General features: G+C 66.7%; 19 protein-coding genes and 1 pseudogene. 7 read left to right on the top strand and 13 right to left on the bottom strand.

Annotated elements, in window-relative coordinates:
• Positions 1-46 precede the first annotated feature (46 nt).
• The 4 genes from PSTAB_RS01315 to PSTAB_RS01300 all read right to left on the bottom strand — a co-directional run bounded on the left by PSTAB_RS01315 (position 47) and on the right by PSTAB_RS01300 (position 8486).
• Complete coding sequence (locus tag PSTAB_RS01315) at positions 47-2539, bottom strand: PAS domain-containing sensor histidine kinase (RefSeq protein ID WP_013981399.1); 2493 nt, start codon at positions 2537-2539, stop codon at positions 47-49.
• Between the two features lie 117 nt (positions 2540-2656).
• Entirely contained in the window at positions 2657-4582 is a 1926-nt protein-coding gene (locus PSTAB_RS01310) for a bifunctional sugar phosphate isomerase/epimerase/4-hydroxyphenylpyruvate dioxygenase family protein (protein WP_013981398.1), read from the bottom strand.
• A 68-nt stretch (positions 4583-4650) separates the two neighbouring features.
• Positions 4651-7386, bottom strand: coding sequence for an AMP-binding protein (locus PSTAB_RS01305; protein WP_013981397.1), 2736 nt, complete (start codon positions 7384-7386; stop codon positions 4651-4653).
• A gap of 191 nt (positions 7387-7577) precedes the next feature.
• Positions 7578-8486 (bottom strand): LysR substrate-binding domain-containing protein, encoded by a 909-nt coding sequence (locus PSTAB_RS01300; RefSeq protein WP_013981396.1) that lies wholly within the window; start codon positions 8484-8486, stop codon positions 7578-7580.
• A 162-nt stretch (positions 8487-8648) separates the two neighbouring features.
• Between PSTAB_RS01300 and PSTAB_RS01295 the strand changes: the two genes are divergently transcribed.
• Positions 8649-10073, top strand: coding sequence for an aspartate ammonia-lyase (locus PSTAB_RS01295; RefSeq protein WP_013981395.1), 1425 nt, complete (start codon positions 8649-8651; stop codon positions 10071-10073).
• An 89-nt stretch (positions 10074-10162) separates the two neighbouring features.
• A pseudogene (locus PSTAB_RS01290) lies at positions 10163-11423 on the top strand (dicarboxylate/amino acid:cation symporter).
• A gap of 11 nt (positions 11424-11434) precedes the next feature.
• On the opposite strand, the gene PSTAB_RS01285 reads toward PSTAB_RS01290, so the two are convergent.
• Positions 11435-12253 carry a helix-turn-helix domain-containing protein gene (locus PSTAB_RS01285; protein WP_013981394.1) on the bottom strand — a complete coding sequence of 273 codons (819 nt, stop codon included), beginning with the start codon at positions 12251-12253 and terminating at the stop codon, positions 11435-11437.
• 171 nt (positions 12254-12424) lie between these two features.
• Between PSTAB_RS01285 and PSTAB_RS01280 the strand changes: the two genes are divergently transcribed.
• The 3 genes from PSTAB_RS01280 to PSTAB_RS01270 all read left to right on the top strand — a co-directional run bounded on the left by PSTAB_RS01280 (position 12425) and on the right by PSTAB_RS01270 (position 15876).
• Complete coding sequence (locus tag PSTAB_RS01280; RefSeq protein WP_041771909.1) at positions 12425-13846, top strand: alanine/glycine:cation symporter family protein; 1422 nt, start codon at positions 12425-12427, stop codon at positions 13844-13846.
• A gap of 109 nt (positions 13847-13955) precedes the next feature.
• A complete protein-coding gene (locus PSTAB_RS01275) occupies positions 13956-14939 on the top strand; it encodes an asparaginase (protein WP_013981392.1) in 984 nt (327 codons plus the stop codon).
• Positions 14940-15066: 127 nt separating this feature from the next.
• A complete protein-coding gene (locus PSTAB_RS01270) occupies positions 15067-15876 on the top strand; it encodes a substrate-binding periplasmic protein (protein WP_013981391.1) in 810 nt (269 codons plus the stop codon).
• 4 nt (positions 15877-15880) lie between these two features.
• Here the strand turns inward: PSTAB_RS01270 and PSTAB_RS01265 are convergent, their stop codons facing one another.
• From PSTAB_RS01265 to PSTAB_RS01240, 6 genes are all read right to left on the bottom strand, one after another.
• The gene (locus PSTAB_RS01265; protein WP_011911437.1) at positions 15881-16579 is read right to left on the bottom strand and encodes a carbonic anhydrase; all 699 of its coding nucleotides are present in this window, start codon (positions 16577-16579) and stop codon (positions 15881-15883) included.
• Positions 16580-16623: 44 nt separating this feature from the next.
• Positions 16624-17532: a glutaminase B gene (gene glsB / locus PSTAB_RS01260; protein ID WP_013981389.1), complete on the bottom strand. Its 909-nt coding sequence runs from the start codon at positions 17530-17532 to the stop codon at positions 16624-16626.
• Positions 17533-17596: 64 nt separating this feature from the next.
• Entirely contained in the window at positions 17597-17899 is a 303-nt protein-coding gene (locus PSTAB_RS01255; protein ID WP_013981388.1) for a P-II family nitrogen regulator, read from the bottom strand.
• 1 nt (position 17900) lies between these two features.
• The gene (locus PSTAB_RS01250) at positions 17901-18842 is read right to left on the bottom strand and encodes a sodium-dependent bicarbonate transport family permease (RefSeq protein ID WP_013981387.1); all 942 of its coding nucleotides are present in this window, start codon (positions 18840-18842) and stop codon (positions 17901-17903) included.
• Positions 18843-19031: 189 nt separating this feature from the next.
• A complete protein-coding gene (gene oadA / locus PSTAB_RS01245; protein ID WP_013981386.1) occupies positions 19032-20843 on the bottom strand; it encodes a sodium-extruding oxaloacetate decarboxylase subunit alpha in 1812 nt (603 codons plus the stop codon).
• Between the two features lie 10 nt (positions 20844-20853).
• Positions 20854-22269, bottom strand: a complete 1416-nt coding sequence (locus tag PSTAB_RS01240) for an acetyl-CoA carboxylase biotin carboxylase subunit (RefSeq protein ID WP_013981385.1) — start codon at positions 22267-22269, stop codon at positions 20854-20856.
• A 238-nt stretch (positions 22270-22507) separates the two neighbouring features.
• On the opposite strand from PSTAB_RS01240, the gene PSTAB_RS01235 reads away from it, so the two are divergent.
• Complete coding sequence (locus tag PSTAB_RS01235) at positions 22508-23467, top strand: LysR family transcriptional regulator (RefSeq protein WP_013981384.1); 960 nt, start codon at positions 22508-22510, stop codon at positions 23465-23467.
• Here the strand turns inward: PSTAB_RS01235 and PSTAB_RS01230 are convergent.
• Both PSTAB_RS01230 and hexR read right to left on the bottom strand, forming a co-directional pair.
• On the bottom strand, positions 23412-23624 hold the full coding sequence (locus PSTAB_RS01230) for a PA3496 family putative envelope integrity protein (RefSeq protein WP_011911430.1): 213 nt from the start codon (positions 23622-23624) through the stop codon (positions 23412-23414). The two genes, PSTAB_RS01235 and PSTAB_RS01230, sit on opposite strands and share 56 nt — an antisense overlap.
• 97 nt (positions 23625-23721) lie before the next feature.
• Positions 23722-24588, bottom strand: coding sequence for a transcriptional regulator HexR (gene hexR, locus PSTAB_RS01225; protein WP_013981383.1), 867 nt, complete (start codon positions 24586-24588; stop codon positions 23722-23724).
• 141 nt (positions 24589-24729) lie between these two features.
• Here hexR and zwf point away from each other — a divergent pair, with 141 nt between their 5' ends.
• On the top strand, positions 24730-26172 hold the full coding sequence (zwf, locus tag PSTAB_RS01220; RefSeq protein WP_013981382.1) for a glucose-6-phosphate dehydrogenase: 1443 nt from the start codon (positions 24730-24732) through the stop codon (positions 26170-26172).
• Positions 26173-26400 lie beyond the last annotated feature (228 nt).

Below are 26400 nucleotides of genomic sequence, written 5' to 3'. Positions count from 1 at the left end.
GTATAGCGCAAGGCGTGACCGGCCAGTACCCCGCATGGTCGGGCCGCTAGCTCGATGCAGCCGGCGCCAGCCGTGGCAGCTCGATCCAGAAACGGCTGCCGACGCCCGGCTCGCTGTGCAGACCCATCTGGCCGTTCATCAGCCTGGCGAACTCCAGGCACAGCGACAGGCCGATACCGGTGCCCTGGATCATGCTGTTCTCCCGTCCCAGCCGCTGGAAGGGCTCGAACACCTGCGCCTGCTGCGCGGGGTCGATGCCCAGACCGGTGTCCTCCACCAGCAGACGTACATGGCTCGGGCTGGTCTCGGCACGCAGGCTGATGTGCCCCTCGGGCACGTTGTACTTCATGGCGTTGGACAACAGATTCAACAGCACCTGGCGCAGCCGCCGCGGCTCGGCGAGCACCAGCAGGCGCTCGTCCGGCAGGCTCAGGTCGAGCCGCAGCCCACGCTGCTGGATGTCCAGCGAGACCAGCTCGGCGCATTCGCGCATCAGCTCGCAGACGTTCACCGGCTGCAGCTCGAGCTGCGCCGGCTCGTTCTGCAGGCTCGACCATTCGAGGATTTCCCCCAGCAGCTGATTGAGGTGCCGGCTGGCCAGCAGGATCTCGTCGAGGTACTCGGCCGCCTCGGCCTGGCTTTCATCGTCGCAGTCCATGCGCATCAGCTGGGCGAAGCCGAGGATGGCGTTGAGCGGCGTGCGCAGCTCATGGCTGATGCCCGACAGCAGCCGGCCCTTGGCTTCGCTGGCAGCCTGGGCCTGCAGCGTTGCCTCGCGCAGCTCCTCCTCGACCCGCTTGAGTGCATCGATGTCCACATGGGTGCCGGCCAGCACGCGCGCCGCGCCGGTGTCCGGATCATGCTCGAGCACGCGCCCGCGACTGAGCAGCCAGTGGTATCCGCCCATGCTGTCGGCGAAGCGGTACTTGGCCTCGTAGCGCTGCTGCAGCCCCTCGCGCACCCGCTCGATCTGCGCCAGCGCCTGGGGCAGGTCGTCCGGGTGGATGCGCTGACGGAAATCGCTGTCGCTGAGCTGCCCGGACGGAAGGCCGAAGCGCGCCACCATCGCGCCACGTACGCGCAGCGAATGGTTCGCCATGTCGTACTCCCAGAGGCTCTCGGTGGCGCTTTCCAGCACCAGTTCCAGGCGCCGCTGCGCTTCCCAGCGCTCGGACTCGCTGTAGGCCAGGCGGCTGCCGATCTCCTGGGTGTGCCGCGACATCTCGTCGAGTTCACGGATCTGCGCCTGCAGCGGCTCAGGCCGCCAGCGACCCAGGCCGATCTCGCCGAGCATCCGCGAGATGCCGGCGATGGGCGTCAGCAGCGCCTGGCTGAGCTGGCGCGCACGCAGCCACATGAGGGCAAAGAAGCCGATGTAGAACAGCACCAGGCCGGCGATCAGCAGGTAGCCGATCTGCCGATAGCGGCTGGCCAGGGCATTGGTCTGACGGAACACCGCGGCCTCGTCGACCACCGTCAGCAGATGCCAGCCGGTCTGCTCCACGGTGGTCCAGGCCACCAGCTGCGGCCTGCCGCCGAGCATCACCTGCTGCACGCCGCTGGCGGCGCCGGATATCGCCGCGGCCAGCTCGGCCGTTTCGGGACGTCGATCGAGGCGAAAGTCCTCGGGCTTGAACATCTCGCTGCGGATCGCATCCAGGTAGGAATGGTTGGTCAGCTCGGCCAGGCCGAAATCCGTCTCCCCGGGCTCCGGCAGGGCCATGATCGTGAGGTCGTCGCTGACCAGCATGGCATAGCCGCCCCAAGGCACCTGCAGCTGGCCGATCTGTTCGAGAATGCCGCTGACGGTGATGTCGATGCCCACCACGCCTTCGAGGAAATCGTCGCGGTAGACCGGTGCGATCGCCGACATCATCCAGCCATGTCCGGCCGGGTCGAGGTACACATCGGTCCAGACCACGCCGCGCTCCGGGTTGTGCTCGGCATCGGCGAGGTAATAGAAGTTGTACTTGGGGATATCCATGTCCGCCGGGTACTGGTCGAGGGTGAAGAACCACGGGTAGATATGGTTGAAGCTGTCCCAGCTGTTGAAGTAGAGGCTGGCGATCAGCGGATTGCGCGCCTCGATCTCCTTCATCAGCGGCTCGAGCTGTCGCAGCCGCGCGATCTTCTCCAGATCGTGGCGCTCGGCGGGCGTCGCTCCGGAGTAGAAGACCGCGGCACCGCCATTGTTTTCCGGGCTGTAGCGCACGCCATCGGCGCTCAGCGCCAGCTCTGGCAGTGCCGCTGGCTCGCCGCTGTGCAGCGCCTGGGCCGTGAGGTTGCGATACACCTGAGTGAGCGCGCCGATCTGGCTGAGCTGCTCGCTGACCAGGCGCGATTCGAGGCTGACCGCTGCCTGCAGATCATTGAGCGCGGTGTCGCGCAGGTACTCGATCTGCGCATCGCGAATCGCGTTGTTGGTCAGCAGATAGATCGCGATCAGCGCGGTTTCCACCAGAACCAGCGGAATCAGGGCGCTGCGGACGAAGGCCCGCCAGATCCACTGACGCAGGCCGATTGGGTTAGCGGTGGGCACGACTGGGCTCCAGCGGCCGCGCAGGGCAGGCAATCAGCAGAGGGGCGGCCGGCGGCGATCATAACATCGCCACCGCAGCGGCGGACTACGGCCTTGGCCGCATGCCCGGCGCGGCGATCAGGACGCGCTGGCCAGACTCGCGGCCGGGCTCGCGCTGCGTCGACACTGCTTGGCCATCGCCGCCAGCCGCACCGCCACGTTGGCCGTACCGTAGCCGGCGTAACCATTGCAGCGCTGCAGGATTTCGAAGAAGAAGCGTCCCTCGAAGGGCTCGGTGTAGACGTGGAACAGCTCGCCGCCCTCGGCGTCGCGGTCGTACAGCACGTTGTAGCGCGCCAGTTCGGCGAGCAGCCGATCGTCGAAGTCGAAACGGGCGGCCAGGTCGTCGTAGTAGTTGCGCGGAATCTCCAGCAGCGGCACCCCGGCCGCCTGCGCCCGAGCCACCTCGGCGAAGATGTCGTCACAGGCGAAGGCCACATGATGCACGCCGGCACCGCGGTAACTGGACAGCGCCTGGGCGATCACCGTGTCGCGGTCCTGCGAGGTGTTGAGCGGCAGCCGCACCCGTCCGCAGGGGCTGCGCACGGCACGGCAGCGCATCAGCCCGTAGGGGTCGGGCAGCAGCAGCTCATCATCGGCCTCGAAGTCGAACAGGCTGCGGTAGAACAGGACCCAGCTGGCCAGGCTCTCGGCCGGTAGCGCCGTGGCCATGTGGTCGATGCGTTGCAGGCCCGCGCCCACTGGCGCCACGGCATGCAGACGGAAATCGATGTCGTAGTTGCTCTGGCCCGGCGCGCCGGATTCGAGCAGGTAGATCAGGCTGCCATCCGGCGCACGCACGGCCGGAATCTGCCGCTCGTTCGGCCCGATCAGCCCACGATAGGGCTGACCACCGAAGGCGCAGGCGCGCGCCAGGGCAGAGGCCTCGTCATCGATCTTCAGCGCCATGGCGCACACCGAGGGGCCGTGCGCCTCGAAGTAATTGTGCGCGAAGGAGTACGGCTCGGCGTTGAGCACGATGTTGATCTCGCCCTGGCGGTACAGCTGCACCTCCTTCGAGCGGTGCTGGCCGACGTGGGCGAAGCCCAGCTGCTGCAGCCAGTTGCCCAGGCGCGCGGCATGAGGCTCGTCGACGGCGAACTCGAGAAAGTCGATGCCCTCGTAACGGGGCGCGGGTGGCGGTGCGAACAGCGCCTGGGCGGCTGGCGCCGAGCTGGCGCTGGTCGCCAGACGCTGGCCGGTCAGCTCCTCCAGGTGCAACAGCGCACGCAGACCATCGGCGGCGATGCCCCTGGGCGGCGCGGCGCGAAACCCGTCGTTGAACACCTCCAGCGACAGCGGCCCGCTGTAGCCGGCCTGCAGCACCGGCGCGAGGAACCCTGCCAGGTCGAATTCGCCCTGACCGGGGAAACAGCGGAAGTGCCGGCTCCACTCCAGCACGTCCATGGCCAGCACGGGCGCATCGGCCAGCTGCACGAAGAAGATCCGCTCGCCGGGAATCTCGACGATGCCGCTCGGATCGTCGCCCAGGGCCAGGGTATGGAAACTGTCGAGAATCACCCCCAGCGCCGGATGATCGACCTGCCGCACCAGCGTCCAGACATCGCGCCAGGTCTTCACGTGGCGGCCCCAGGCCAGCGCTTCGTAGCCGACCCGCAGCCCGCGAGCGCCGGCGCGCTCGGCGATGAGGGCGAGGTCGCCGAGTAGCGTTTCGCGGTCGCCCAGCGCGTCGGCCTGCACGTTGCTGCACAGCAGCATGAGTTCGGCGCCGAGCTCCTGCATCAGATCGAACTTGCGCTCGGCGCGGTCGAGGTTGCGCTGCAGGCGCTCGCGCGGGCAGCCCTCGAAGTCGCGGAACGGCTGGAACAGCGTGACCGCCAGGCCCAGATCCTCGCAGCGCCGGCGGATGTCCTGCGGGCTGCCGGAGTGGTAGAGCAGGTCGTTCTCGAACAGTTCGATGCCGTCGAAGCCGGCGGCCGCCGCGGCCTCGAGCTTCTCCGGCAGGGTCCCGCTGAGGGATACGGTGGCGATCGAGCGCTTCATGCGGTTACTCCTGTTACCGGGGTGTCGGGGCCCTGCCGGCCACCGGCCTGTGATTGCCGCGACCATGCTCAGGGCGCCATGCCATCACGCTTGGCCGGCTCGGTCAGCGGCAGGATCAGGCCGCTCTGGCCGGGCATCGCGGCGGCCGAGTCTTCCAGCAGCGCCCGCAATGGCGTGGCGATGGAGGCGGTGTAGTCCTTCACGCAGCGGTGGTGGCCGCCGAGCACGTCGTAGCTCTCGAAGCTGGTGCCCATGTTGCGCCAGGCGCGGCTGGTGTAATCGGCGGAGAAGTACACCACCGGTGCGTCGATGCGCTCGGGCAGGTAGCGCGCCATCACCAGCGAGTAGCGCAGGAAGCGCGCGCGCACCTCGCGGTCACGCGCGGTGGGCGGCGTCGGCACATGGCCGGCCAGGCGCTCGCGCACCATGCGCACGCTGCGCCGCGCGACCTTCCAGGCCAGGTTGGCGATGCGCTTGGGATAGGGCCACTTGCTGGTTTCACCGAAGCGGCTGAGGGCCTCGTAGGCCCGCGCCAGGTACATGTCCGGCAGGACGCGATCGAGGCTGCGCAGGATCACCCGCGACCAGGGCCGCACGTTGGCCGTCGGCGGATCGATCAGCGCGACGATCTCCACGCTGTGGCCGGCCTCGCGAAGCATGCGCGCGGCCTCGAAGGCCACCAGCGCGCCGTTGCAGTAGCCACCGATGCGATATGGCCCCTGCGGTTGGCGTTCGAGGATCAGTGGCAGGCGCTCGCGGGCCATCTGCTGCACCGACTCGGGGATCGCCTCGTCGCCCATGCCATGCGGCGCGATGGCGGTCAGCGGCTGCTGCGGCCCGAGCAGGCGAGCCAGGCGCCGGATGTAATAGCCACCGTGGGCGAAATCGCCATGGAACCAGAACAGCGACTGCCGTCCGGCCTGGGCGTTGAAGTCGATCACCGGGATGACGTGCGAAGCCAGGTTTTCCAGGCGCAGCGCCAGCTCGCGGGCCGTCTCGGCTTCCACCAGCACCGACTCGGGAATCACCCGACCGAGCATCTGTTCCAGTTCGGTGAGCATCTCGGTGGCCAGCAGCGAATCACCGCCGCTGTCGAGAAAGTTGTCCTCAGGGCCGACCGCATCGGTCTTCAGCAGGCGCCTCCAGATGGCCAGCACGTCCTGTTCCAGCTGCGAAGCCGCGACCGCGCCGGTCGCCAGCCGGGCACGCTCGCTGCGCTGCTGGACGTAGTCGTCGGCCAGGCGATGGCGCAGCACCTTGCCGGTCAGCCCGCGCGGCAATGCCTCGACGATCTGCACACGCCTCGGCACCTTGAAGTAGACCAGCTCGTCGCGCAGGAAACGCTGCAGCTCGGCGCCCGTCACCGCCATTGCCGGACGCAGTACCACGGCCGCGGCGACGTCCTGGCCGAGGCGCTGATGGGGTACGCCGAACGCCGCGGCTTCGGCCACGGCCGGATGGCGCAGCAGCGCGGCATCGACTTCCGAGAGGCTGACCTTCTCGCCACCGCGGTTGATCACCTCGCGCAGACGCCCGTGCAGGTGCAGGAAGCCTTCTTCATCGAGGCTGCCGATGTCGCCGGTGTGGAACCAGCCGTCGCGCAGCGCCTCGTGGTTGAGTGTCTCGTCGCCGAGGTAGCCAGGCATCACCGTGGCGCCGCGCACGCGGATCTCGCCGCGCTCGCCAGGGGCGACCGGCTGACCGTCCTCGCCGACGATGCTCAGGGTCTCCGGCCAGGGACGCCCGACCGTGCCGGGCTTGCGCGCGTCCGGGGTGTTGGCGGCGATCTGCGCGGCCTCGCTGGAGCCGTAGTGTTCCAGCAGCGGGAAGCCCAGGGTGCGCTCGAAGCTGTCGATGATCTCCTGCCCCAGCGGGGCGCCGCCGGAAGAAGCGAAACGCGGCCGCTGCCGCCCCAGGCCCTCGGGATGCGCGCGGGCCGCCTCGAGGATCGCCAGGTGCAACGCCGGCCCGGCGGAATACCAGCTCGGCCGCAGCGTCTCGAACCATTCATGCACGTCCACCACCGCCGGACTGAGCGGAAAGGCCACGCTACCGCCGCCGAGCAGCGGCGTGAGGATGGTGACCTTCAGGCCGTGGGAGTAGTAAGGCGCCGAAACGCACAGGCAACGATCGCCGTCATTCAGGCCGAACCAGCGCTGCCACTTGCGCGCGGCGGTCAGCATGTTGCGATGGGTGAAGGGAATCAGCTTGGGCAGCGCGGTGGTGCCCGAGCTGCGCAGGATGAACGCCGGGGCGTCCGGTTCCGGCAGCTCATCCGGTGCAGGCTGTGCCGCGACCGGCATCGCGATTTGCAGCGCCGGCGAGCCGTCTTCCGCCGCCTCGGCGCTGATCAATGGCAGGCCGTGGCGTTCGGCGGCGCGTCGCCCTTGCTGGTCGCCATCGCTGGCAATCAGCAGCGCATCGAGCGGAAGCTGCTGGAGGAACTGGTCCAGCTCGGCCGTGCCGAGGCGCGGATCGAGCGGTACGGCGACCGCCGAACAGGCGACGGCGATGATGGCGACCGCGGCCTGCGGCGCTTCCGGCAGCATTACACCGATGCGCGCATCGCGGCCGAAACCGGCCTGGCGCAGCTGCCGGCGGGTCTGCTCGATCACCTGTTGCAGGCCGCGGTGATCCAGCGCTGCGTAGCGCGTGGAGAGCACGGCGGGCTGCTCCGGTACGCGGCTCGCCAGCTGGGCGAACGCCGCGTACAGGGTGGTGGGCTCGGCGCTGACAGAGTCGGAGTCGGGCGCAGGGAAAGCCGACCCCGATTGGGGCACGGCGGCGTCGAAGTCGTGGTTCACGGCTGTCTTTCCTTGGCTAGGGTCCGGCCTGGCCATGGCGCGGATTGCAGACCTAAGACAGCACCCCTCAAAAAAGTTGCCGCTTGTTAAGCAACAAAACTTTGCCGTTGGCTGCACAATTCGCCAATTTACCGTCAGCCCCGATCCCGACGGCGCCACCGAAGGGCTTTAGCCTGCGCTCCGGCGGCAGCTCACTCGGTAGCGATGGCGCGGCTCTCCAGTCGTCGCCAAAGCAGGCGCACCGCCCCCTTGCGCATCAGCGAGCAGCGATACAGGCGAATTTCCAGCGGCACTCGCCACTGCTCGCCGCCACAGATCGCCAGCTCGCCGCGCTCGAGTTCCGGCTCCACGCTCAACCGCGGCACCCAGGCGATCCCCAGCCCCTGCAGCGCCATGCTTTTCAGGCTGTCGGCCATGGCTGTCTCGTAGACGGTGGTCGAGCGCAACGCGCGCTGGCGCAGCAGCAGGTTCACCGAACGGCCGAGAAAGGCACCAGCGCTGTAGGCCAGCAAGGGCACGGTCTGGCCACTGTCGACGTCATGCAGTGGCGTGCCGTCCGGCCCCACCGCGCACACCGGCAGCATCTCGGTGCGCCCCAGGTGCAGCGAGGGAAACAGTTCCGGGTCGAGCTGCAGCGCGGCATCCGGATCATAGTAGGCCAGGATCAGGTCGCAACCGCCCTCGCGCAGCACATGCACCGCCTCGCCGACGTTGGTGGCGATGAGCCGGGTGGCCAGGTTCAGGCCCTCGTGGCGCAGCCCGGCGATCCACGCCGGGAAGAAGCCCAGCGCCAGCGAGTGCGCCGCGGAAATCTGCAGCACCTCGCCCTGCTGGCCTTCGACATGGTGCAGGTGACGCACCACCTCGCCGAGCTGCTCGACCATGTTGCGCGCACTGACCAGAAACAGCTGACCGGCCTCGGTCAGTTCGATGGGCGTGCGCGAACGGTTGATCAGTTGCAGGCCCAGGGCCTCTTCCAGCGAACGGATGCGCCGACTGAACGCCGGCTGGGTGACGAAGCGGCGCTGCGCCGCCTGGGAGAAGCTGCGGGTTGCCGCGAGGGCGACGAAGTCTTCCAGCCACTTGGTTTCCAGATTCAATCCGAAGCTCCTCGATACGATGGCGACGAACGGGAAGTCACACGCTCATTATGCCGTTTCGGCATGGGACAGCCAGCAACGGCATTGGCTGCACACACCCCGCAGGCCTTATTTTAGGGCCACTGCAGCACTGCCTGCGCCTATCCGAGCCACGTTACCATCATGTCCGAAGTTGCATCATCGCGAATCGAAAAAGACCTGCTTGGCACCCTCCCCGTTCCCTCCGAGGCCTATTACGGCATCCAGACCCTGCGCGCACTGCACAACTTCCGCCTGTCCGGCGTGCCGCTGTCGCACTACCCGAAGCTGATCGTCGCCCTGGCGATGGTCAAGCAGGCGGCGGCGGATGCCAACCGTGAGCTGGGCTACCTGCCCGAAGCCAAGCACGTGGCCATCAGCCAGGGCTGTGCGCGACTGATTCGTGGCGAGTTTCACGAGCAGTTCGTGGTGGACATGATCCAGGGCGGCGCCGGCACCTCGACCAACATGAATGCCAACGAGGTGATCGCCAACCTGGGTCTTGAGGCCATGGGCCACGCCAAGGGTGAATACCAGTACCTGCACCCGAACAACGACGTGAACATGGCGCAGTCCACCAACGACGCCTATCCCACCGCCATTCGCCTGGGCCTGTTGCTCGGCCATGACACGCTGCTGGCCAGCCTGGAGAGCCTTTGCGAGGCGCTGACCGGCAAGGGCCACGCCTTTGCCCATGTGCTGAAGATGGGCCGCACCCAGCTGCAGGACGCGGTGCCGATGACCCTCGGTCAGGAATTCCATGCCTTCGCCACCACCCTGGGCGAAGACCTGCAGCACCTGCGCCGCTTCGCCCCGGAGCTGCTGCTGGAAGTGAACCTCGGCGGCACCGCCATCGGCACCGGCATCAATGCCGACCCGCGCTACCAGGCCATCGCTGTGCAGCGCCTGGCCCAGATCAGCGGCCAGCCGCTGCGCCAGGCCGCCGACCTGATCGAGGCCACCTCGGACATGGGTTCGTTCGTGCTGTTCTCCGGCATGCTCAAGCGCCTGGCGGTGAAGCTGTCGAAGATCTGCAACGACCTGCGCCTGCTCTCCAGCGGCCCGCGCACCGGCTTCAACGAAATCAACCTGCCACCGCGCCAGCCGGGCAGCTCGATCATGCCGGGCAAGGTCAACCCGGTGATCCCCGAGGCGGTCAACCAGGTCGCCTTCGAAGTGATCGGCAACGACCTGGCGCTGACCATGGCCGCCGAAGGCGGACAGCTGCAGCTCAACGTCATGGAGCCGCTGATCGCCTACAAGCTGTTCGATTCGATCCGCCTGCTGCAGCGCGCCATGGACATGCTGCGCGAGCATTGCATCGAAGGCATCACCGCCAACGAGGCGCGCTGCCGCGAGCTGATGGAAAGCTCCATCGGCCTGATCACCGCGCTGAACCCCTACATCGGCTACGACAACAGCACCCGCCTGGCCCGCGAGGCGCTGCTCGGCGGCCGCAGCGTGCTGGAGCTGGTGCGCGAGGAACGGCTACTGGACGAGGCCATGCTGGCCGAGATCCTGCGCCCTGAAAACATGATCGCGCCACGCCTGGCCCCGCTGGCGGTGTGATCGCTCCCTGCGCCCGGCATATAGCCGGGCGCTTGCTTTACGGGCCGCCAGCCCGGCCCGTTCGCACAATAAAAACAACAGGAAGACCCATGACTCAGAGTACGACCCTCTCCGCTCCCCTGCGCCTGCTCGTCCGCCTGCCGCTCTGGCAGCAGATCCTCATCGGCCTGGCCCTCGGCGTCGCCGCCGGCATGGCCTTCGGCGCGGATGCGCAGCTGCTGGCCCCCGTCGGCACGCTGTTTCTCAACGCGATCAAGATGCTCATCGTGCCGCTGGTGTTCGTTTCGCTGGTGGCTGGCATCACCTCGATGCAGGACAGCGCCAAGCTCGGGCGCATCAGCCTCAAGACCATCGCCATCTATCTGGTGACCACCGCCTTTGCGGTGAGCATCGGCCTGCTGTTCGGCGCGCTGTTCAGCCCCGGCGAAGGGATGAACATGGTCGCCAGCGGCACCCGGGAGGCCAAGCAGGCGCCCTCACTGGTGTCGATCCTGGTCGGCCTGGTGCCATCCAACCCGGTCACCGCCTTTGCCGAAGGCAACATTCTGCAGATCATCGTTTTCGCCATCGCTCTGGGTGTGAGCATCAACCTGATCGGCGAGCGCGGCGCGCCGGCGGTGCGCCTGTTCGATGCGCTGGCCGAGACCTTCTACAAGCTCACCGACCTGGTGATGCGCGTCGCGCCGATCGGCGTCTTCGCCCTGACCGCCGGCGTGGTCGGCAGCCATGGCGCCGAAGTGCTGCTGCCGCTGGCGGGCGTGATCGGCGTGATCTACCTGGCCAGCATCGCTCATGTGCTGCTGGTCTACGGCGGGCTGCTCGGCCTGCTGGGGCGGCTCAATCCGCTGCGCTTCTTCTAGGGTATCGCCCCGGCGCTGGCAGTGGCGTTCAAGTACGTCCAGCAGCTCCGGCACGCTGCCGGTATCCATCGAATGCGCACGCAAGAACCTCGGCGTGTCCGAGGGTGTGGCCGGTTTCGTACTGCCGGTGGGCGCGACCATCAACATGGACGGCACGGCGATCTACCAGGGCGTGCTCGCACTGTTCATCGCCCAGGCCTTCGGCATCGACCTCAGTGCCGGGCAGTACGCGATGATCATCCTCACCGCGACGCTGGCCTCCATCGGAACCGCCGGCATTCCCGGCGCCGGGCTGATCATGCTCGGGCTGGTGCTCACCGCCGCCGGCCTGCCGCTCGAAGGCGTGGCGCTGATCGCCGGCATCGACCGCATCCTCGACATGGCGCGCACCACGGTGAACGTCGCCGGCGACCTGATGACCACCACCCTGGTCGGGCGCAGCGAGGCCGAGCTCGACCGCGCGGTATACGACAGCAGCAACAAGGAGTGAGGACATACGACTCACTCGATGCCGAACAGCCCGTTCTCCACACGCGGCGTCGCCAGACGCTCGCGGATGTCCGGGTCGATACGCGGGTCGTCCGGGCTGTAGAGCATCACCTGGCGGTAGGCACTGACGCGGTTGATCTCGCTGCCCAGATATTCCCACACCACCGGCGTGCTGGCCGGGGTACGGCGGTCACCGGAGGAGACGCCGGTCTTCAGCCCATTAAGGCGGGTGATGCGGCTCTTGAAGCTGGGAATGAGGATGGTCTGGCTCATCTCGTTGAGCGTCAGCGACTCGTAATCGATCAGGAACAGGCGGTCCTGCAGGCCGAACGCAGCACCCAGGTAGCGACAGCGAACCCAGTCCTCGGCCTGGCCGAGCGTCGGGCTGGCGCGTTCCTGGCGCTCCTGGCGCTCGAACAGGTACAGGCCGTCTTCCTCGCGCAGATGCACCAGGGAGATCAGCACGCTGCCCGGTACCGACATGCAGTTGGCGTATTCGAAGTAGTAGCCGCAGTAGCGCGACAGGCTGGAGGCGTGCTCGCGCAACGGCTGTAGCAGGCTCAGCAGCGGGTCGCTGCGCGGCATTGCCTGGGCTTCCGGATGGCGGGCGCCGACCAGCCGGGCGAACTGTTCCGGCGGCATCTCCAGCTCGTAGCCTTCGACGCCGAAGAAATCGCCGATGCGCTTGAGGTTGAACGGCGTCGGCCGGCTCTGCCCGCCCAGGTACTTGTTGAACTGGGCGCGATTGATGGCGAGCTTGCGGCACACCTCGGCGATGGACCGGTAGTGGCTGCACAGCAGCTTGAGATTTTCAGCAAGGTGGGAGGTCACAGGAGATGGCCCTGATCTGGCGCGAGTGTCGCCATTGTAGCATCAAGTCGCGCCACATCGCGGCCAGCCGCGAAATTGCTCCGCTCGCCCTGCTGTTGAAACATCCCCCGCTTGCACGGCGCAGCGGCGCGCGCCGGACGCCCTAACAACGACAACAAGGTGAACATCGCCATGCTCGACCTTCTCAACGACCTTATCTGGAGCAAACTGCTGATCGTCATGCTGATCGGCCTGGGTCTGCTCTTCACCATCCGCTCCGGCTTCGTCCAGTTCCGCTATTTCGGCAACATGTTCACGATCTTCGGCCACGCCTTCGAGCGGCAGCCGGGGCAGCTCTCCTCCTTCCAGGCGCTGATGCTCTCGGTGGCCGGCCGGGTCGGCGCCGGCAACATCGCCGGCGTGTCCGTGGCGATCATGCTCGGCGGCCCGGGCGCGATCTTCTGGATGCGGGTGGTGGCGCTGGTGGGCATGGCCACCAGCTATTTCGAATGCTCGCTGGCCCAGCTGTACAAGCGCCGCGAACCCGACGGCACCTACCGCGGCGGCCCGGCGTTCTACATCCAGCACGGCCTCGGCCAGCGCTGGCTGGGCATCCTGGTGTCGATCCTGCTGCTGATGACCTTCGGCTTCGGCTTCAACGCCGTGCAGTCGTTCACCGTCGCCAGCTCGCTGCACGACACCTTCGGCGTACCCACCGTGGCCAGCGGCATCGCCCTGACCCTGGTGATCGGCGGCATCATCTTCGGCGGCATCCGTCGCATCGCCAAGTGGGCCGACGTGCTGGTGCCGGTCATGGCGTTTTCCTACCTGGGCATGGCGCTGTTCGTCATCGGCAGTAACTTCAGCGCGATTCCGGAAACCTTCGGCCTGATCTTCCGTAGCGCCTTCGGCCTCGAGCAGGCCTTCGCCGGCGGCATCGGCGCGGCCATTCTGATGGGCGTCAAGCGCGGCCTGTTCTCCAACGAGGCGGGCCTGGGCAGTGCGCCGAACGTCGCTGCGGTGGCCGAGGTCAAGCACCCGGTGGCGCAGGGTATCGTGCAGTCGCTGTCGGTGTTCATCGACACCATCATCCTGTGCAGCTGCACCGCGCTGATCATCCTGCTCTCCGGCGTCTACGAGCCGGGCATGGACCAGGCCGGCGTGGTGCTGACCCAGACCGCCGTCGCTGCCGTCGTTGGCGAGTGGGGCCGGGTGTTTGTCAGCGTCGCACTGCTGCTGTTCGTGTTCACCACGCTGATCTACAACTACTACCTGGGCGAAAACGCGCTGGGCTTCTTCACCGAGAAGCGCACCCCGGTAGTGATCTACCGCGTGCTGGTGATCATCCTCGTGCTCTGGGGGTCGGTGCAGGACCTGGGCACCGTGTTCGCCTTCGCCGACGTCACCATGGGCCTGCTGGCCATCGCCAACCTGATCGCCGTGGCCCTGCTGTTCAAGGTCGGCCTGCGCCTGATGCGCGACTACGACAGCCAGATCCGCGCCGGCATCGAGCAGCCCGTGCTCGATCCGAAGAACTACGCCGATCTGGACCTCGATCCGGCCGTGTGGCAGGCCAATGCCTCTGCCACGACGGACGCCTCCGCGCGGCGCTGACCGCGACGCGACAGGCCGGTCACCCGCCGCTCCGTTAACATGCGACGGCGGGTGGCCAGCCCACCCGCCCGATTTCCCGACGACCTGCGCCGATCAGCGAGGAGCGCGCGTGAACCCATCTATCCAACGCCTGCTGGTCCTCTACACCGGCGGCACCATCGGCATGCAGCAAAGCGCCGCCGGGCTGATGCCGGCCTCCGGCTTCGAAGCCCGCATGCGCGAACAGCAGGCGCACGAGGCCGGGCCGCTGCCGGACTGGACCTTCCACGAGCTGCAGCCGCTGCTGGACAGCGCCAACATGCATCCACGCCACTGGCAGCAGATGGCCGAGCGCATCCGCAGCGCGGTGACGGCGGGGGGCTGCGATGCCGTCCTGCTGCTGCATGGCACCGACACCCTGGCCTACAGTGCCGCCGCGCTGTCGTTCCTGCTGCTCGATCTGCCCGTACCGGTACTGCTCACCGGCGCCATGCTGCCGGCCGGCAGCGAGGGCAGTGATGCCTGGCCCAATCTGTTCGGCGCCATGCGCGCCCTGCAGGCCGGCCGGGTGAGCGGTGTGCAGCTGTATTTCAACGGTGCGCTGCTGCACGGCGCGCGGGTCAGCAAGCTGCGCAGCGACGCCTTTGATGCCTTCGCCGAAGCGCCGCGCCAGCGCCTGGCGAACGCCACCGCCGAGCGGCCGCCGGCCTTGCTGCCCCGGCGCCCGGCACAGGTCATGGTGCTGCCGCTGTATCCCGGCGTCGGCGCGACACAGGTCCAGGCGCTGGTAGCCAGCGGAGCCCAGGCGCTGCTGCTGGAGTGCTACGGCAGCGGCACCGGGCCGGCGGACGACGCCGAGTTCGTCGCGGCGCTGCGCCAGGCACACCGCCAGGGCGTGGTGCTGGCGGCGATCAGCCAGTGCCCGGGCGGCCATGTGGATTTCGGGGTCTATGCTGCCGGCAGCGCGCTGCGTGATGCCGGGCTGATCTCCGGCGGCGGCATGACCCGCGAAGCGGCTCTGGGCAAGCTGTTCGCCCTGCTCGCCGCCGGCCTCGACCAGGCCCAGGTGGAACACTGGTTCTGCCGTGACCTGTGCGGCGAAATGGCGGGCTGACGCCAGCCCCCGGTGAAACGCCTGCGGCTCCGATCGGCAGCCGCACCGGCGACTGGCGAGACCCGCCCGGCACCGCTACTCTCTGATGCGCCAACAACTACAAAAAAAGCGTCAAGGAGCCGATGCCATGGCCAGATCCCGAACTGCCCGGGCGCTGTTCGCCCTGCTCGTCAGTGCTGCGTTCAGCGTCCGGGCCGAACTGCCCGCCAACTACCCGATCACCCTGCAGACCGACAGCTTCCCGCCTTTCAACATGGGGCCCAACAGCAAGGGCTTCGCCCGGGGCGACGACGTGCAGGGAATCGCTGCCGATACAGTGCGCGACATCTTCCGGCGCGCCGGCGTCTCCTACAACCTGACCCTGCGTGGCCCCTGGAGCCGGCTCTACGAACAGACCCAGCAGCAGCCCGCCCACGGTCTGTTCTCGGTGGCGCGCACGCCGCAGAACGCCGGTCAGTTCAAATGGGTCGGGCCGCTGGCACACCATGACAGCGTACTGCTGGCGCCGGCCGGCAAGGGCCTGAAGTTCGACAGCCTGGCCCAGGCCCAGGGCTACCAGATCGGTGGACATGCCAACGGCACCGTCAGCCTGTTTCTGGAGAGTCAGGGCATCCGCACCAGCAACAGCCTCAACGACGCCGAAAACCTGCGCAAGTTGCTGACCGGGCGCATCGACCTGTGGGCCGTGGCCGATCCGGTGTGGCGCTACTTCGCCCGGCAGCAGGGCGTCGAGGAAGGCCAGCTGCAGGTGGCGCTGAGCTTTCGCAGCGAACCGCTGTACCTGGCGCTGAGTCCGGATACCCCCGATGCCGTGGTGAACCGTCTGCAGAAAGCCCTCGACGAGGTGATCGACGAAGGTTACGCCGGCTGCAGCAAGACACCGGACCTCTGCTACCTGATCCAGAACCGCGGCAAGACGCTGGCCGGCAGCCGCTGAGCCCTCAGCTCGCCTGATAGCGGGCGCGTGGCGTGGCCATTGGCAGTGGGCCGTCGCCGATCATGCGGAACTCGCCTTTCTCGGCGTCGTAGGCGCGGATCTCGCTGGTGCCGATGTTGTAGATCCAGCCATGGATGAACAGCTGACCGCTGGCCAACCGCGCCGCCACCGAAGGATGGGTGCGCAGGTGGTCGAGCTGCGCGACCACGTTCTCCTCGGTGAGGATGCCCAGGGTGTTGTGGTCGGCACAGCCGCAGTTCTGCTCCACGACGATCTTGGCCACCTCGGCATGTCGCAGCCAGCCCTTGACCGTCGGCATCCGCTCCAGCTGCGCCGGATTGAGCACCGCCTTCATGGCACCGCAGTCGGAATGGCCGCAGACGATGATGTGCTGTACGCCGAGGGCCATCACGGCGAATTCGATGGCGGTCGACACGCCGCCGTTCATCTGCCCGTACGGCGGGACCACGTTGCCGACGTTGCGGGTGACGAACAGGTCGCCGGGCGAACTCTGGGTGATCAGCTCCGGGATGATCCGCGAGTCGGCACAGGTGATGAACATCGCCCGGGGTTTCTGCTCGTAGGCGAGCTTCTCGAACAGTTCGCGCTGCTGCGGATACACCTCTTCGCGGAAGCGCTTGACGCCTGAGACGATGTGGTCGAGGGCCTCCTGGGCGGTTTCGCCCGTCTTGTCGTCGCTCATGTTCACTTCTCTCCAGTTGCAAGGGTAGGCGCCATCACGGCGCGTCAGAATACGGACCAGCCAATGCGCTGCGACAGCGCCTCCAGCGCGGCCATGCCGATCAGCGAGTTGCCGGCGGCGTTCAGTTCGGGCGACCAGACGCAGACGGTGAAGCGCCCCGGCACCACCGCGACGATGCCGCCGCCGACACCGCTCTTGCCGGGCAGCCCGACCCGGTAGGCGAAGTTGCCGGCCTCGTCGTAGAGGCCGCTGGTGGCCATGATGGCGTTGACCTGCTTGGCCTGGCGCGGCGTGAGCACGGCCTCGCCGCCCTGCGGGCAGACGCCGTCGCGGGCGAGGAAGCCGAACGCACGGGCCAGATCGACGCAGCTCATACGCAGCGCGCAGTGGTGGAAGTAGCTGCGCAGTACCGCCTCGACGTCGTTGTGGAAGTTGCCGAACGACTGCATCAGGTAGGCCATGGCGGCATTGCGTGCGCGGTGCTGGTACTCGGACTCGGCCACCCGGGTGTCGGAGATGACCAGCGGGTTGCCGGACAGGTGCCGGACGAAGTCGCGCATCGACAGTTCGGGCGTGGCGAAGCGCGACTGGTTGACGTCGCAGATCACCAGCGCGCCGGCGTTGATGAACGGATTGCGCGGCCGGCCGCGTTCGAATTCCAGCTGCACCAGCGAATTGAACGGTTGCCCGGAGGGTTCGTGGCCGAGGCGCTCCCACAGCGATTCGCCGCGATGGCCGATGGCCTGCACCAGGCTGAACACCTTGGAAATGCTCTGGATCGAGAACGGCGTCTGCGCGTCGCCGGCGTGGAACAGCTCGCCGTCGGCGCTGCACACGGCGATGCCCAGCTGATCCGGCGCCACGTCGGCCAAGGCCGGGATGTAGCTGGCCACACGGCCCTGCCCGAGCAGCGGGCGCACCTCGTCGAGAATCTCCTGCAACAGCGCGTGCATCGTCAGCTCCATCGGTCCTGGTGGTGGATGGACGCCCGCGCGGGCCATGGCATCACAGCGCGGCTCAGAACTTCTCCGGGCGCAGCACTTCCACCTCGGCCAGGTAGCAGACCATGGCGAAGTTCGCGTAGTAGCGCGCCTGCAGGTGCTCGGCGATCCGCTCGGCCAGCTCGCGGTTGCAGATCACTTCCAGGCGGATGTTGCCATCGGTGTCCCAGCCGGCGCTGCGTACCCCGCGGCTGCCGCTGCCGCGGGCGTCGGACATGGTCCAGCCCGGGGCACCCAGGGTTTTCAGGTCGGCTTCCAGCTTGTGTTCCAGAGCCGCCTCGCAGATCACGGTCAGCAGTGTTCGGTTGTGCGCGTTCATGTCAGAACCCCCAGGCGATCAGCCGCTCGGCCAGGGCCAGGTAGAGCGGAATGCCGATCAGGATGTTGAACGGAAAGGTGATGCCCAGCGATGCGGTCAGCGACAGCGACGGATTGGCCTCCGGCACCGCCAGACGCATCGCCGCCGGCACCGCGATGTAGGACGCACTCGCCGCCAGCGTGGCGAGCATTGCCGTGCCGCCCAGCGAAAGCCCCATGAAGCGCGCCAGCAGCGCGCCGATCAGCGCACCGATCAGCGGCATTACGAGGGCGAAGGCGGCAAGCTTGACGCCGTAACGCTTGAGCGAGCCGAGCTGGCCGGAGGCGATCAGGCCCATCTCCAGCAGGAAGAACGCCAGTACCGGTTTGAACATGCTGGTGTACAGCGGTTCGAGGGGCTTGATCGCCTCCTTGCCGGCAATGGCGCCGATCAGCAGGCCGCCGAGCAGCAGCATGATGCTCTTGCCGAGGAAGATCTCGCGGCCCAGCTCCTTCCAGTCGGTGTCCTTCGACACACCCTTGGCCAGCAGGATGCCCACCAGGATCGCCGGGATCTCGAGGATCGCCACGAACAGCGGCATGTAGCTTTCGAAGAACACTTCGCGCGCCGCCAGGTACGCCACCACCACGGCGAAGGTACCGGCACTCACCGAACCGTAGTGCGCCGCCACCGCCGCGGCGTTGACCCGGTCGAAGCGCAGGCCGCGCAGCAGGACGAACGCCAGGATCGGCAGCAGCACGCCCAGCGCCAGCACCAGCAGCGACTGGCCGAGCAACGCGGCACTGGCCTGCTCGGCCAGCTCCACCCCGCCATGCAGACCGATCGCCAGCAGCAGCACGATCGACAGCGTCTCGTAGAGCGCTGGTGGCAACTTCAACTCGCTCTTCACCAGCCCGGCGAACAGGCCGAAGACGAAGAACAGCACTACCGGGTCGATACCCATCTAGATTCTCCACAGCTCGGAAATTGAACCGCTCCCTGGCATCCACAGGCTCGAAAAAAAGGAGCCGCTGGGGCTCCCAAAGGGGACACATTGCCAGCGCGCTACGTTCCGCCGCCCGCTACAGCGCGCGGGCAGGCGGATCGAAACGACGCTGGCGTGGCGCGATCGGCTCGCCACGCCACCCTTCACTCAGCCCTCGATCTCTATCAAGACTTCTCCCGGGTTCACCCGGTCACCTTTAGCGACGTGAACGGCCTTCACGGTGCCGGCGATCGGTGCCTGGATCTCGGTCTCCATCTTCATCGCCTCGCTGACCAGCACCGTCTGCCCGGCCTTCACCGCATCGCCGACGGCGACCAGCACGTCGACCACGTTGCCCGGCATGGTGGTGCTGACGTCGCCCGGCGCGCTGGCCTGCTTGCGCTGGCTGCCGCCACCGCCGACAAACGCGTTCAGCGGCTCGAACACCACTTCCTCGGGCATGCCGTCGATGGAGAGATAGAAGTGCCGCTTGCCCTCGCCCTTGACGCCGACGCCGGTGATGTCGACGCGGTAGGTCTCGCCGTGCACATCGATGACGAACTCGGTCGGCGTGCCCTCGACGCTGGCGGCCGCGGCCTTGCCGTCGGGGATCGGCAGCAGCACCTCGGGTTGCAGCGTGCCGGCCTCGCGCTCCTCGAGGAACTTGCGGCCGATGTCCGGGAACATGGCGAAGGTCAGCACGTCTTCCTCGCTCTTGGCCAGCTCGCCGATGTCCTTGCGCAGCTTGTCCAGTTCCGGCGCCAGCAGGTCGGCCGGGCGGCACTCGATGACCTCCTCGCTGCCGATGGCCTGGAAGCGCAGGTGCTCGCAGACCGGTGCCGGCGCCTTGCCGTAACGGCCCTGCAGGTAGTACTTCACCTCGGTGGTGATGGTCTTGTAGCGCTCACCGGCGAGCACGTTGAAGAACGCCTGGGTGCCGACGATCTGCGAGGTCGGCGTGACCAGCGGCGGGTAGCCGAGGTCCTTGCGCACCTTGGGAATCTCCGCCAGCACTTCGTCCATGCGGTGCAGCGCACCCTGCTCCTTGAGCTGGTTGGCGAGGTTGGAAATCATCCCGCCGGGCACCTGGTTGACCTGCACGCGGGTGTCGACGCCGGTGAACTCGCTTTCGAACTGGTGATACTTCTTGCGCACGGCGTAGAAGTACAGGCCGATCTCCTGCAGCAGCTCGAGGTCGAGGCCGGTGTCGTACGGCGTGCCCTTGAGCGCGGCGACCATGGACTCGGTGCCCGGATGGCTGGTGCCCCAGGCCATGGAAGAAATGGCGGTGTCGATGTGGTCGGCACCATTCTCAATGGCCTTGAGCTGGCACATGCTGGCCACGCCAGCGGTGTCGTGGGAATGGATGAACACCGGAAGGTCGATCTCGGCCTTCAGCGCGCGGACCAGATCGCCAGTGGCGAACGGGGTGAGCAGGCCAGCCATGTCCTTGATGGCGATGGAGTCGACGCCCATGTCGCGCATGGCCCGCGCCTGTTCAACGAACAGCTCGACGGTGTGCACCGGGCTGGTGGTGTAGGCGATGGTGCCCTGGGCGTGCTTGCCGCTCTTCTTCACCGCACGGATCGCGGTTTCCAGGTTCCGTACGTCATTCATTGCATCGAAGATGCGGAACACATCGATGCCGTTCTCCGCCGCACGGGCACAGAACGCCTCCACCACGTCATCGCTGTAGTGACGGTAGCCCAGCAGGTTCTGCCCGCGCAGCAGCATCTGCAGGCGGGTATTGGGCAGCGCTGCCTTGAGCTGGCGCAGGCGCTCCCATGGGTCCTCCTTGAGGAAGCGCACGCAGGCGTCAAAGGTGGCGCCACCCCAGACTTCCAGCGACCAGTAGCCGACGCGGTCGAGCTTGTCGCAGATCGGCAGCATGTCTTCGGTGCGCATGCGGGTGGCCAGCAGCGACTGGTGGGCGTCACGCAGGATGGTGTCGGTGACGGTGATTTTCTTCTGGGCAGTCATGGTGCGTTCCTCACAGGCCTGCGTGGGCGGCGATGGCAGCGGCGATGGCCAGGGCCAGTTCGCCCGGCTTGCGTTTGATCGAGTAGTTCAGCAGTTCCGGATGGTTGTCGACGAAGCTGGTATTGAACTGGCCGCTGCGGAAATCCGGATTGGCGAGAATCTGCTGGTAGTAGGTGGCAGTGGTCTTCACACCCTGCACGCGCATGTCATCCAGCGCGCGCGAGCCGCGGGCCAGCGCCTCTTCCCAGGTCAACGCCCAGACCACCAGCTTCAGGCACATGGAGTCGTAATACGGTGGAATGGTGTAACCGGTGTAGATCGCCGTGTCGGTGCGCACGCCCGGCCCGCCGGGAGCGTAGTAGCGGGTGATCTTGCCGAAGCAGGGCAGGAAGTTGTTGCGCGGGTCCTCGGCGTTGATGCGGAACTGCAGGGAGAAGCCGCGATGCTGGATGTCTTCCTGCTTGACCGACAGCGGCTGGCCCGAAGCGATGCGGATCTGCTCGCGCACGATGTCGATGCCGGTGACTTCCTCGGTGATGGTGTGCTCCACCTGCACCCGGGTGTTCATCTCCATGAAGTACACCTCGCCATCGGCGAGCAGGAACTCCACGGTACCGGCGTTCTCGTAACCCACCGCCTTGGCGGCACGCACCGCCAGGTCGCCGATATAGGCGCGCTGCTCGGGGGTGAGCTGCGGGCTGGGGGCGATCTCGATGAGCTTCTGGTTGCGCCGCTGGATCGAGCAGTCACGCTCGAACAGGTGCACGGTGTTGCCGAAACTGTCAGCCAGCACCTGCGCCTCGATGTGCTTGGGCTCGACGATGCACTTTTCCAGGAACACCTCGGCACTGCCGAAGGCCTTGGTCGCTTCGGAGATCACCCGCGGGTAAGCCGACTCGAGCTCTGCCTGCGAGTTGCAGCGACGAATGCCGCGGCCACCACCACCGGAGGTGGCCTTGAGCATCACCGGATAACCGATGCGCTCGGCTTCGCGCAGCGCCTCGGCGAGGTCCTTGACGTTGCCTTCGGTGCCCGGCGTGACCGGCACGCCGGCCTTGATCATGCTGCGACGGGCTTCGGTCTTGTCGCCCATGCGGCGAATCACGTCTGCCGAAGGCCCGACGAACTTGATCCCGCGCTCGGCGCAGATTTCCGCCAGTTCGGCGTTCTCGGAGAGGAATCCGTAGCCGGGATGCAGGGCATCGCAGCCGGTCTCTACCGCCAGGTTCACCAGCTTACGCGGGTTCAGGTAGCCGGCCAGCGGGTCCTCGCCGATGAAATAGGCCTCGTCGGCGCGCTTGACGTGCAGCGCATGGCGGTCGGCTTCGGAGAACACCGCCACCGAGCGGACGCCCATTTCGGCACAGGCGCGGACGATTCGCACCGCGATTTCCCCGCGGTTGGCGATCAGCAGCTTCTTGATCACGCTGTCTTCCCTCGGATCGTTGAGCAGGCGACCCGCGAGCGGGTCAGGATCACTCGCATTGCTGGCGAGCCGTTTCACCCTACGCCCGTGAGGGGGATTACTGAAAATGAATAATTGTTTTCTTTGGGATAAGTATTTACTTATATATGCGTCAGGAATGACTGTTTCTTGACCAGTCAGACAGAAACGCCGCAGGTTTGACTGTTCCGCGAAATGCAGGCGAAGTACTGGTAAAACGATGCGAAAATCATTGATGCGCATGACATTGCGCCAGCTTCAGGTGTTCCGCGCGGTCTGCGAGACGCTTTCCTACAGCCGCGCAGCGGAGGAGATGGCGCTGACCCAACCGGCGGTGAGTCTGCAGATCCGCCAGTTGGAAGAACTGGTCGGCCAGCCGCTATTCGAATATGTCGGCAAGAAGCTCTACCTCACCGACGCGGCCGAGGCGCTGCAGCGCGCCAGCACCGACATCTTCGGTCGGCTGGACAGCCTCGACATGCAGCTCTCCGACTTGCAGGGCTCGCTGCAGGGCCAGCTCAACCTCGCCGTGGAGTCCAGCGCCAAGTACGTCACGCCGCATCTGTTCGCCGCCTTCAAGCGCCTGCATCCGGAAGTCAGCCTGCAGCTGGTGGTGGTCAATCATGCCCAGGCGGTGAAACGCCTGTCGGTCAGCCGTGACGACCTGCTGATCATGTCCCAGGTACCCACCGACATGGACCTGGAGTTCATGCCCTTCCTCAACAATCCGATCATCGCCGTGGCGCCCGCCGAGCACCCGCTGTGCCACGCGGCGACGCTGTCGCTGCAGGACCTGACGAGTTATCCGCTGCTGGTACGCGAACCGGGCTCCGGCACGCGCAAGGCCGCCGAGGACTACCTGCGGCAGAAACGCGCGCATTTCACCCAGACCATTCAGGTCGCCTCGCTGGATGCGCTGCGCGAATGCGTGGTGGCCGGCCTCGGGCTGGCACTGCTGCCACGTCACGCGGTGCATCTGGAGCTGGCCGCCGGCCTGCTGCGGGAATTGCCGGTAGCGGAATTGCCGCTGTATCGCAGCTGGTGTGTGGTGCATCCGCGCGGCAAGCGCCTGAGCCCGGTGGCCCAGGCATTCTTCGCCTTCCTCCGTGAAGAACGCGCGCAGATCAGTGCGCTGGCGGAGCGCTTCGCCGGCCCGCCGACGACTCGATCAGCGAGTTGAACACCAGCGTATCGGCATAGTCGTCCAGTTCGGCGTGCAGCTGGCGCTGCTCGGTGTAGCTTTCGATGGCGCGGCGGAAGCGCATGCGGCGCTCATCCTGCTGCTTGCGGCGAGCCTTGCTGTCGAGTGGCGCGGTGACGTCGTTGTGCCGGAGCATGGGCGGTCTCCCAGATCAGGTAACGGGAGACCAGCATCGGCGCTGCGGATGACAGCCTGAAGTCAGCGCGATGACGCGTCCATGAAGCCGCCGCGGCTCACTCCTCGTGCGTCTTCACCGTCTTCGGCGACAGTCGCAGGCTGCGCAGGCTGCGCTTGACGCTCTTGAGGTGGTTGACCAGGCTCGGCCCGCGCGCCATGGCCACCCCCATCGCCAGCACGTCGATCACCACCAGGTGGGCGATGCGCGAGGTCAACGGGGTATAGATCTCGGTGTCTTCCTGCACGTCGATGGCCAGGTTGATAGTGGCCAGCTCGGCCAGCGGCGTCTGGCTCGGGCACAGGGTGATCAGGGTAGCGCCCGACTCACGCACCACGTTGGCGGTGATCAGCAGGTCCTTGGAGCGACCGGACTGGGAAATGCAGATCGCCACGTCTGTGGGCTTGAGCGTGACCGCCGACATCGCCTGCATGTGCGGATCGGAATAGGCCGCGGCCGACAGCAGCAGACGGAAGAACTTGTGCTGCGCATCGGTGGCCACCGCACCGGACGCGCCGAAGCCGTAGAACTCGACCCGCTCGGCCTTGGCCATGGCGGTGATGGCGCGCTGCAGGGCATCCGGGTCGAGGCGCTCACGCACCTCCATCAGGGTGTGCAGCGTGGTGTCGAAGATCTTCAGCGCGAAGTCAGCCACCGAGTCGTTCTCGCTGATGGCGAACTGGCCGAAGCTGGCGCCGGCGGCCAGGCTCTGCGCCAGCTTGAGCTTGAGGTCCTGGAAGCCGAGGCAGCCGATGGCGCGGCAGAAGCGCACGATGGTCGGCTCGCTGACGCCGACGGTGTGCGCCAGGTCGGCCATGGAACTGTGCATCACCGAGGCCGGATCGAGCAGGACATGGTCGGCCACCTTCAACTCCGACTTCCGTAGCAGGCTTCTCGACTGGGCGATGTGTTGCAGCAGATTCACGTGGCGGGCTCGCTATGCTCACGACTGAGGGCTCGTTCGGGCGCGACAGGCACCGCTCGGCCATCAGCGGGTTGTAGTGGGGCGGTAGTTATACTACAAGCCTCGCCATGACGCCCATTTTTTGCCCCTGGGAGAGATTCGATGTCGATTTCCTGTGACATGCTCGTGTTCGGCGGGACCGGTGACCTGACGCTGCACAAACTGCTTCCGGCGCTGTATCACCTGCACCGCGACGGCCGCCTGCATGCCGACGTGCGGATTCTCGCCCTGGCGCGCAAGAAGCTCGACCGCGACGGCTACCTGGCCCTGGCCGAGCGCCACTGTCGCGCGCAGGTCGCCCGCGGCGACTTCAGCCCGGACACCTGGCAGGCCTTCGCCCAGCGCGTCGACTACTTCGCCATGGACGCCTCCCAGCGCAGCGACTACCTGCGTCTGGCCCAGCACCTCGGCCAAGCCAACGGCCGCGTGCGGGTCTACTACCTGGCCACTGCGCCCGATCTGTTCGAACCCATCGCCGCCAACCTGGAAAGCGCAGGGCTTGCCGGTGACGATGCGCGCATCGTGCTGGAGAAGCCCATCGGCCATTCGCTGGATTCGGCGCTGGAGATCAACGAAGCCATCGGCGCGGTGTTCCCCGAAGCGCGCATCTACCGGATCGACCACTACCTGGGCAAGGAAACGGTGCAGAACCTCATGGCGCTGCGCTTCGCCAACGCCCTGTTCGAACCGATCTGGCGCGCCGGGCATATCGATCACGTGCAGATCACCGTGGCCGAAACCCTTGGCGTGGAGAACCGCGGCGGCTACTACGACAATGCCGGCGCCATGCGCGACATGCTGCAGAACCACCTGCTGCAGCTGCTCTGCCTGGTGGCGATGGAGGCGCCGGTGCGTTTCGATGCCAAGCACATCCGCGGCGAGAAGGTGAAGGTGCTCGAAGCGCTCAAGCCGATCACCGGCAACGACGTGCTGGACAAGACCGTACGCGGCCAATACGGCGCCGGGCGCATCGGCGGTCACGACGTGCCGGCCTACTACTTCGAGCCCAACATCGACAACGACAGCGACACCGAAACCTTCGTCGCGGTGAAGGCCGAGATCGACAACTGGCGCTGGGCCGGCGTGCCCTTCTACCTGCGCACCGGCAAGCGCATGGCGCGCAAGCGCTCGGAGATCATCATCACCTTCAAGCAGGTGCCGCACCTGCTGTTTGCCAAGGGCGAGGTCAACCGGCTGGTCATCAGCCTGCAGCCGGAGGAAAGCATCAGCCTGCAACTGATGGCCAAGGCACCCGGCAAGGGCATGCAGCTCGAGCCGGTGGAACTGGACCTCAACCTGGCCCATGCCTTCAGCAGCACCCGCCGCTGGGAGGCCTACGAGCGCCTGCTGCTGGATGTCATCGAAGGCGATTCGACGCTGTTCATGCGCCGCGACGAGGTGGAAGCCGCCTGGAACTGGGTCGATCCGATCCTGCGCGGCTGGAGCAGCTACTACCGCAAACCGCGACCCTACCCGGCCGGCGAGGACGGTCCGGAACAGGCACACCAGTTCATCGAACGGCAAGGCCACAGCTGGTGGCAATGAGCCTTTTTCGTGACCAGAAAGTTACCGGATGAGATGCCCGCAATTACTCTCTCGCGAATTAGCCCGGAGCGCCCGAATAATGCGCGCCAGAGGGCAGCGAGAACTTTGCGGCGACTACGAAGCGTGACTCAAACAATTAAGAGCGGGAGCCGGGAAAACTGCGGAATATATGGGCGTCACACTAGCGCCATATATTCCGGACTCGATCACAGAAGTCTTACGAATATC

It is taken from the genome of Stutzerimonas stutzeri (genome assembly GCF_000219605.1).
GTDB lineage: Bacteria > Pseudomonadota > Gammaproteobacteria > Pseudomonadales > Pseudomonadaceae > Stutzerimonas > Stutzerimonas stutzeri.
The sequence above is the reverse complement of the archived record's forward strand: the minus strand, read 5'-3'. Positions and strand labels throughout refer to the sequence as shown.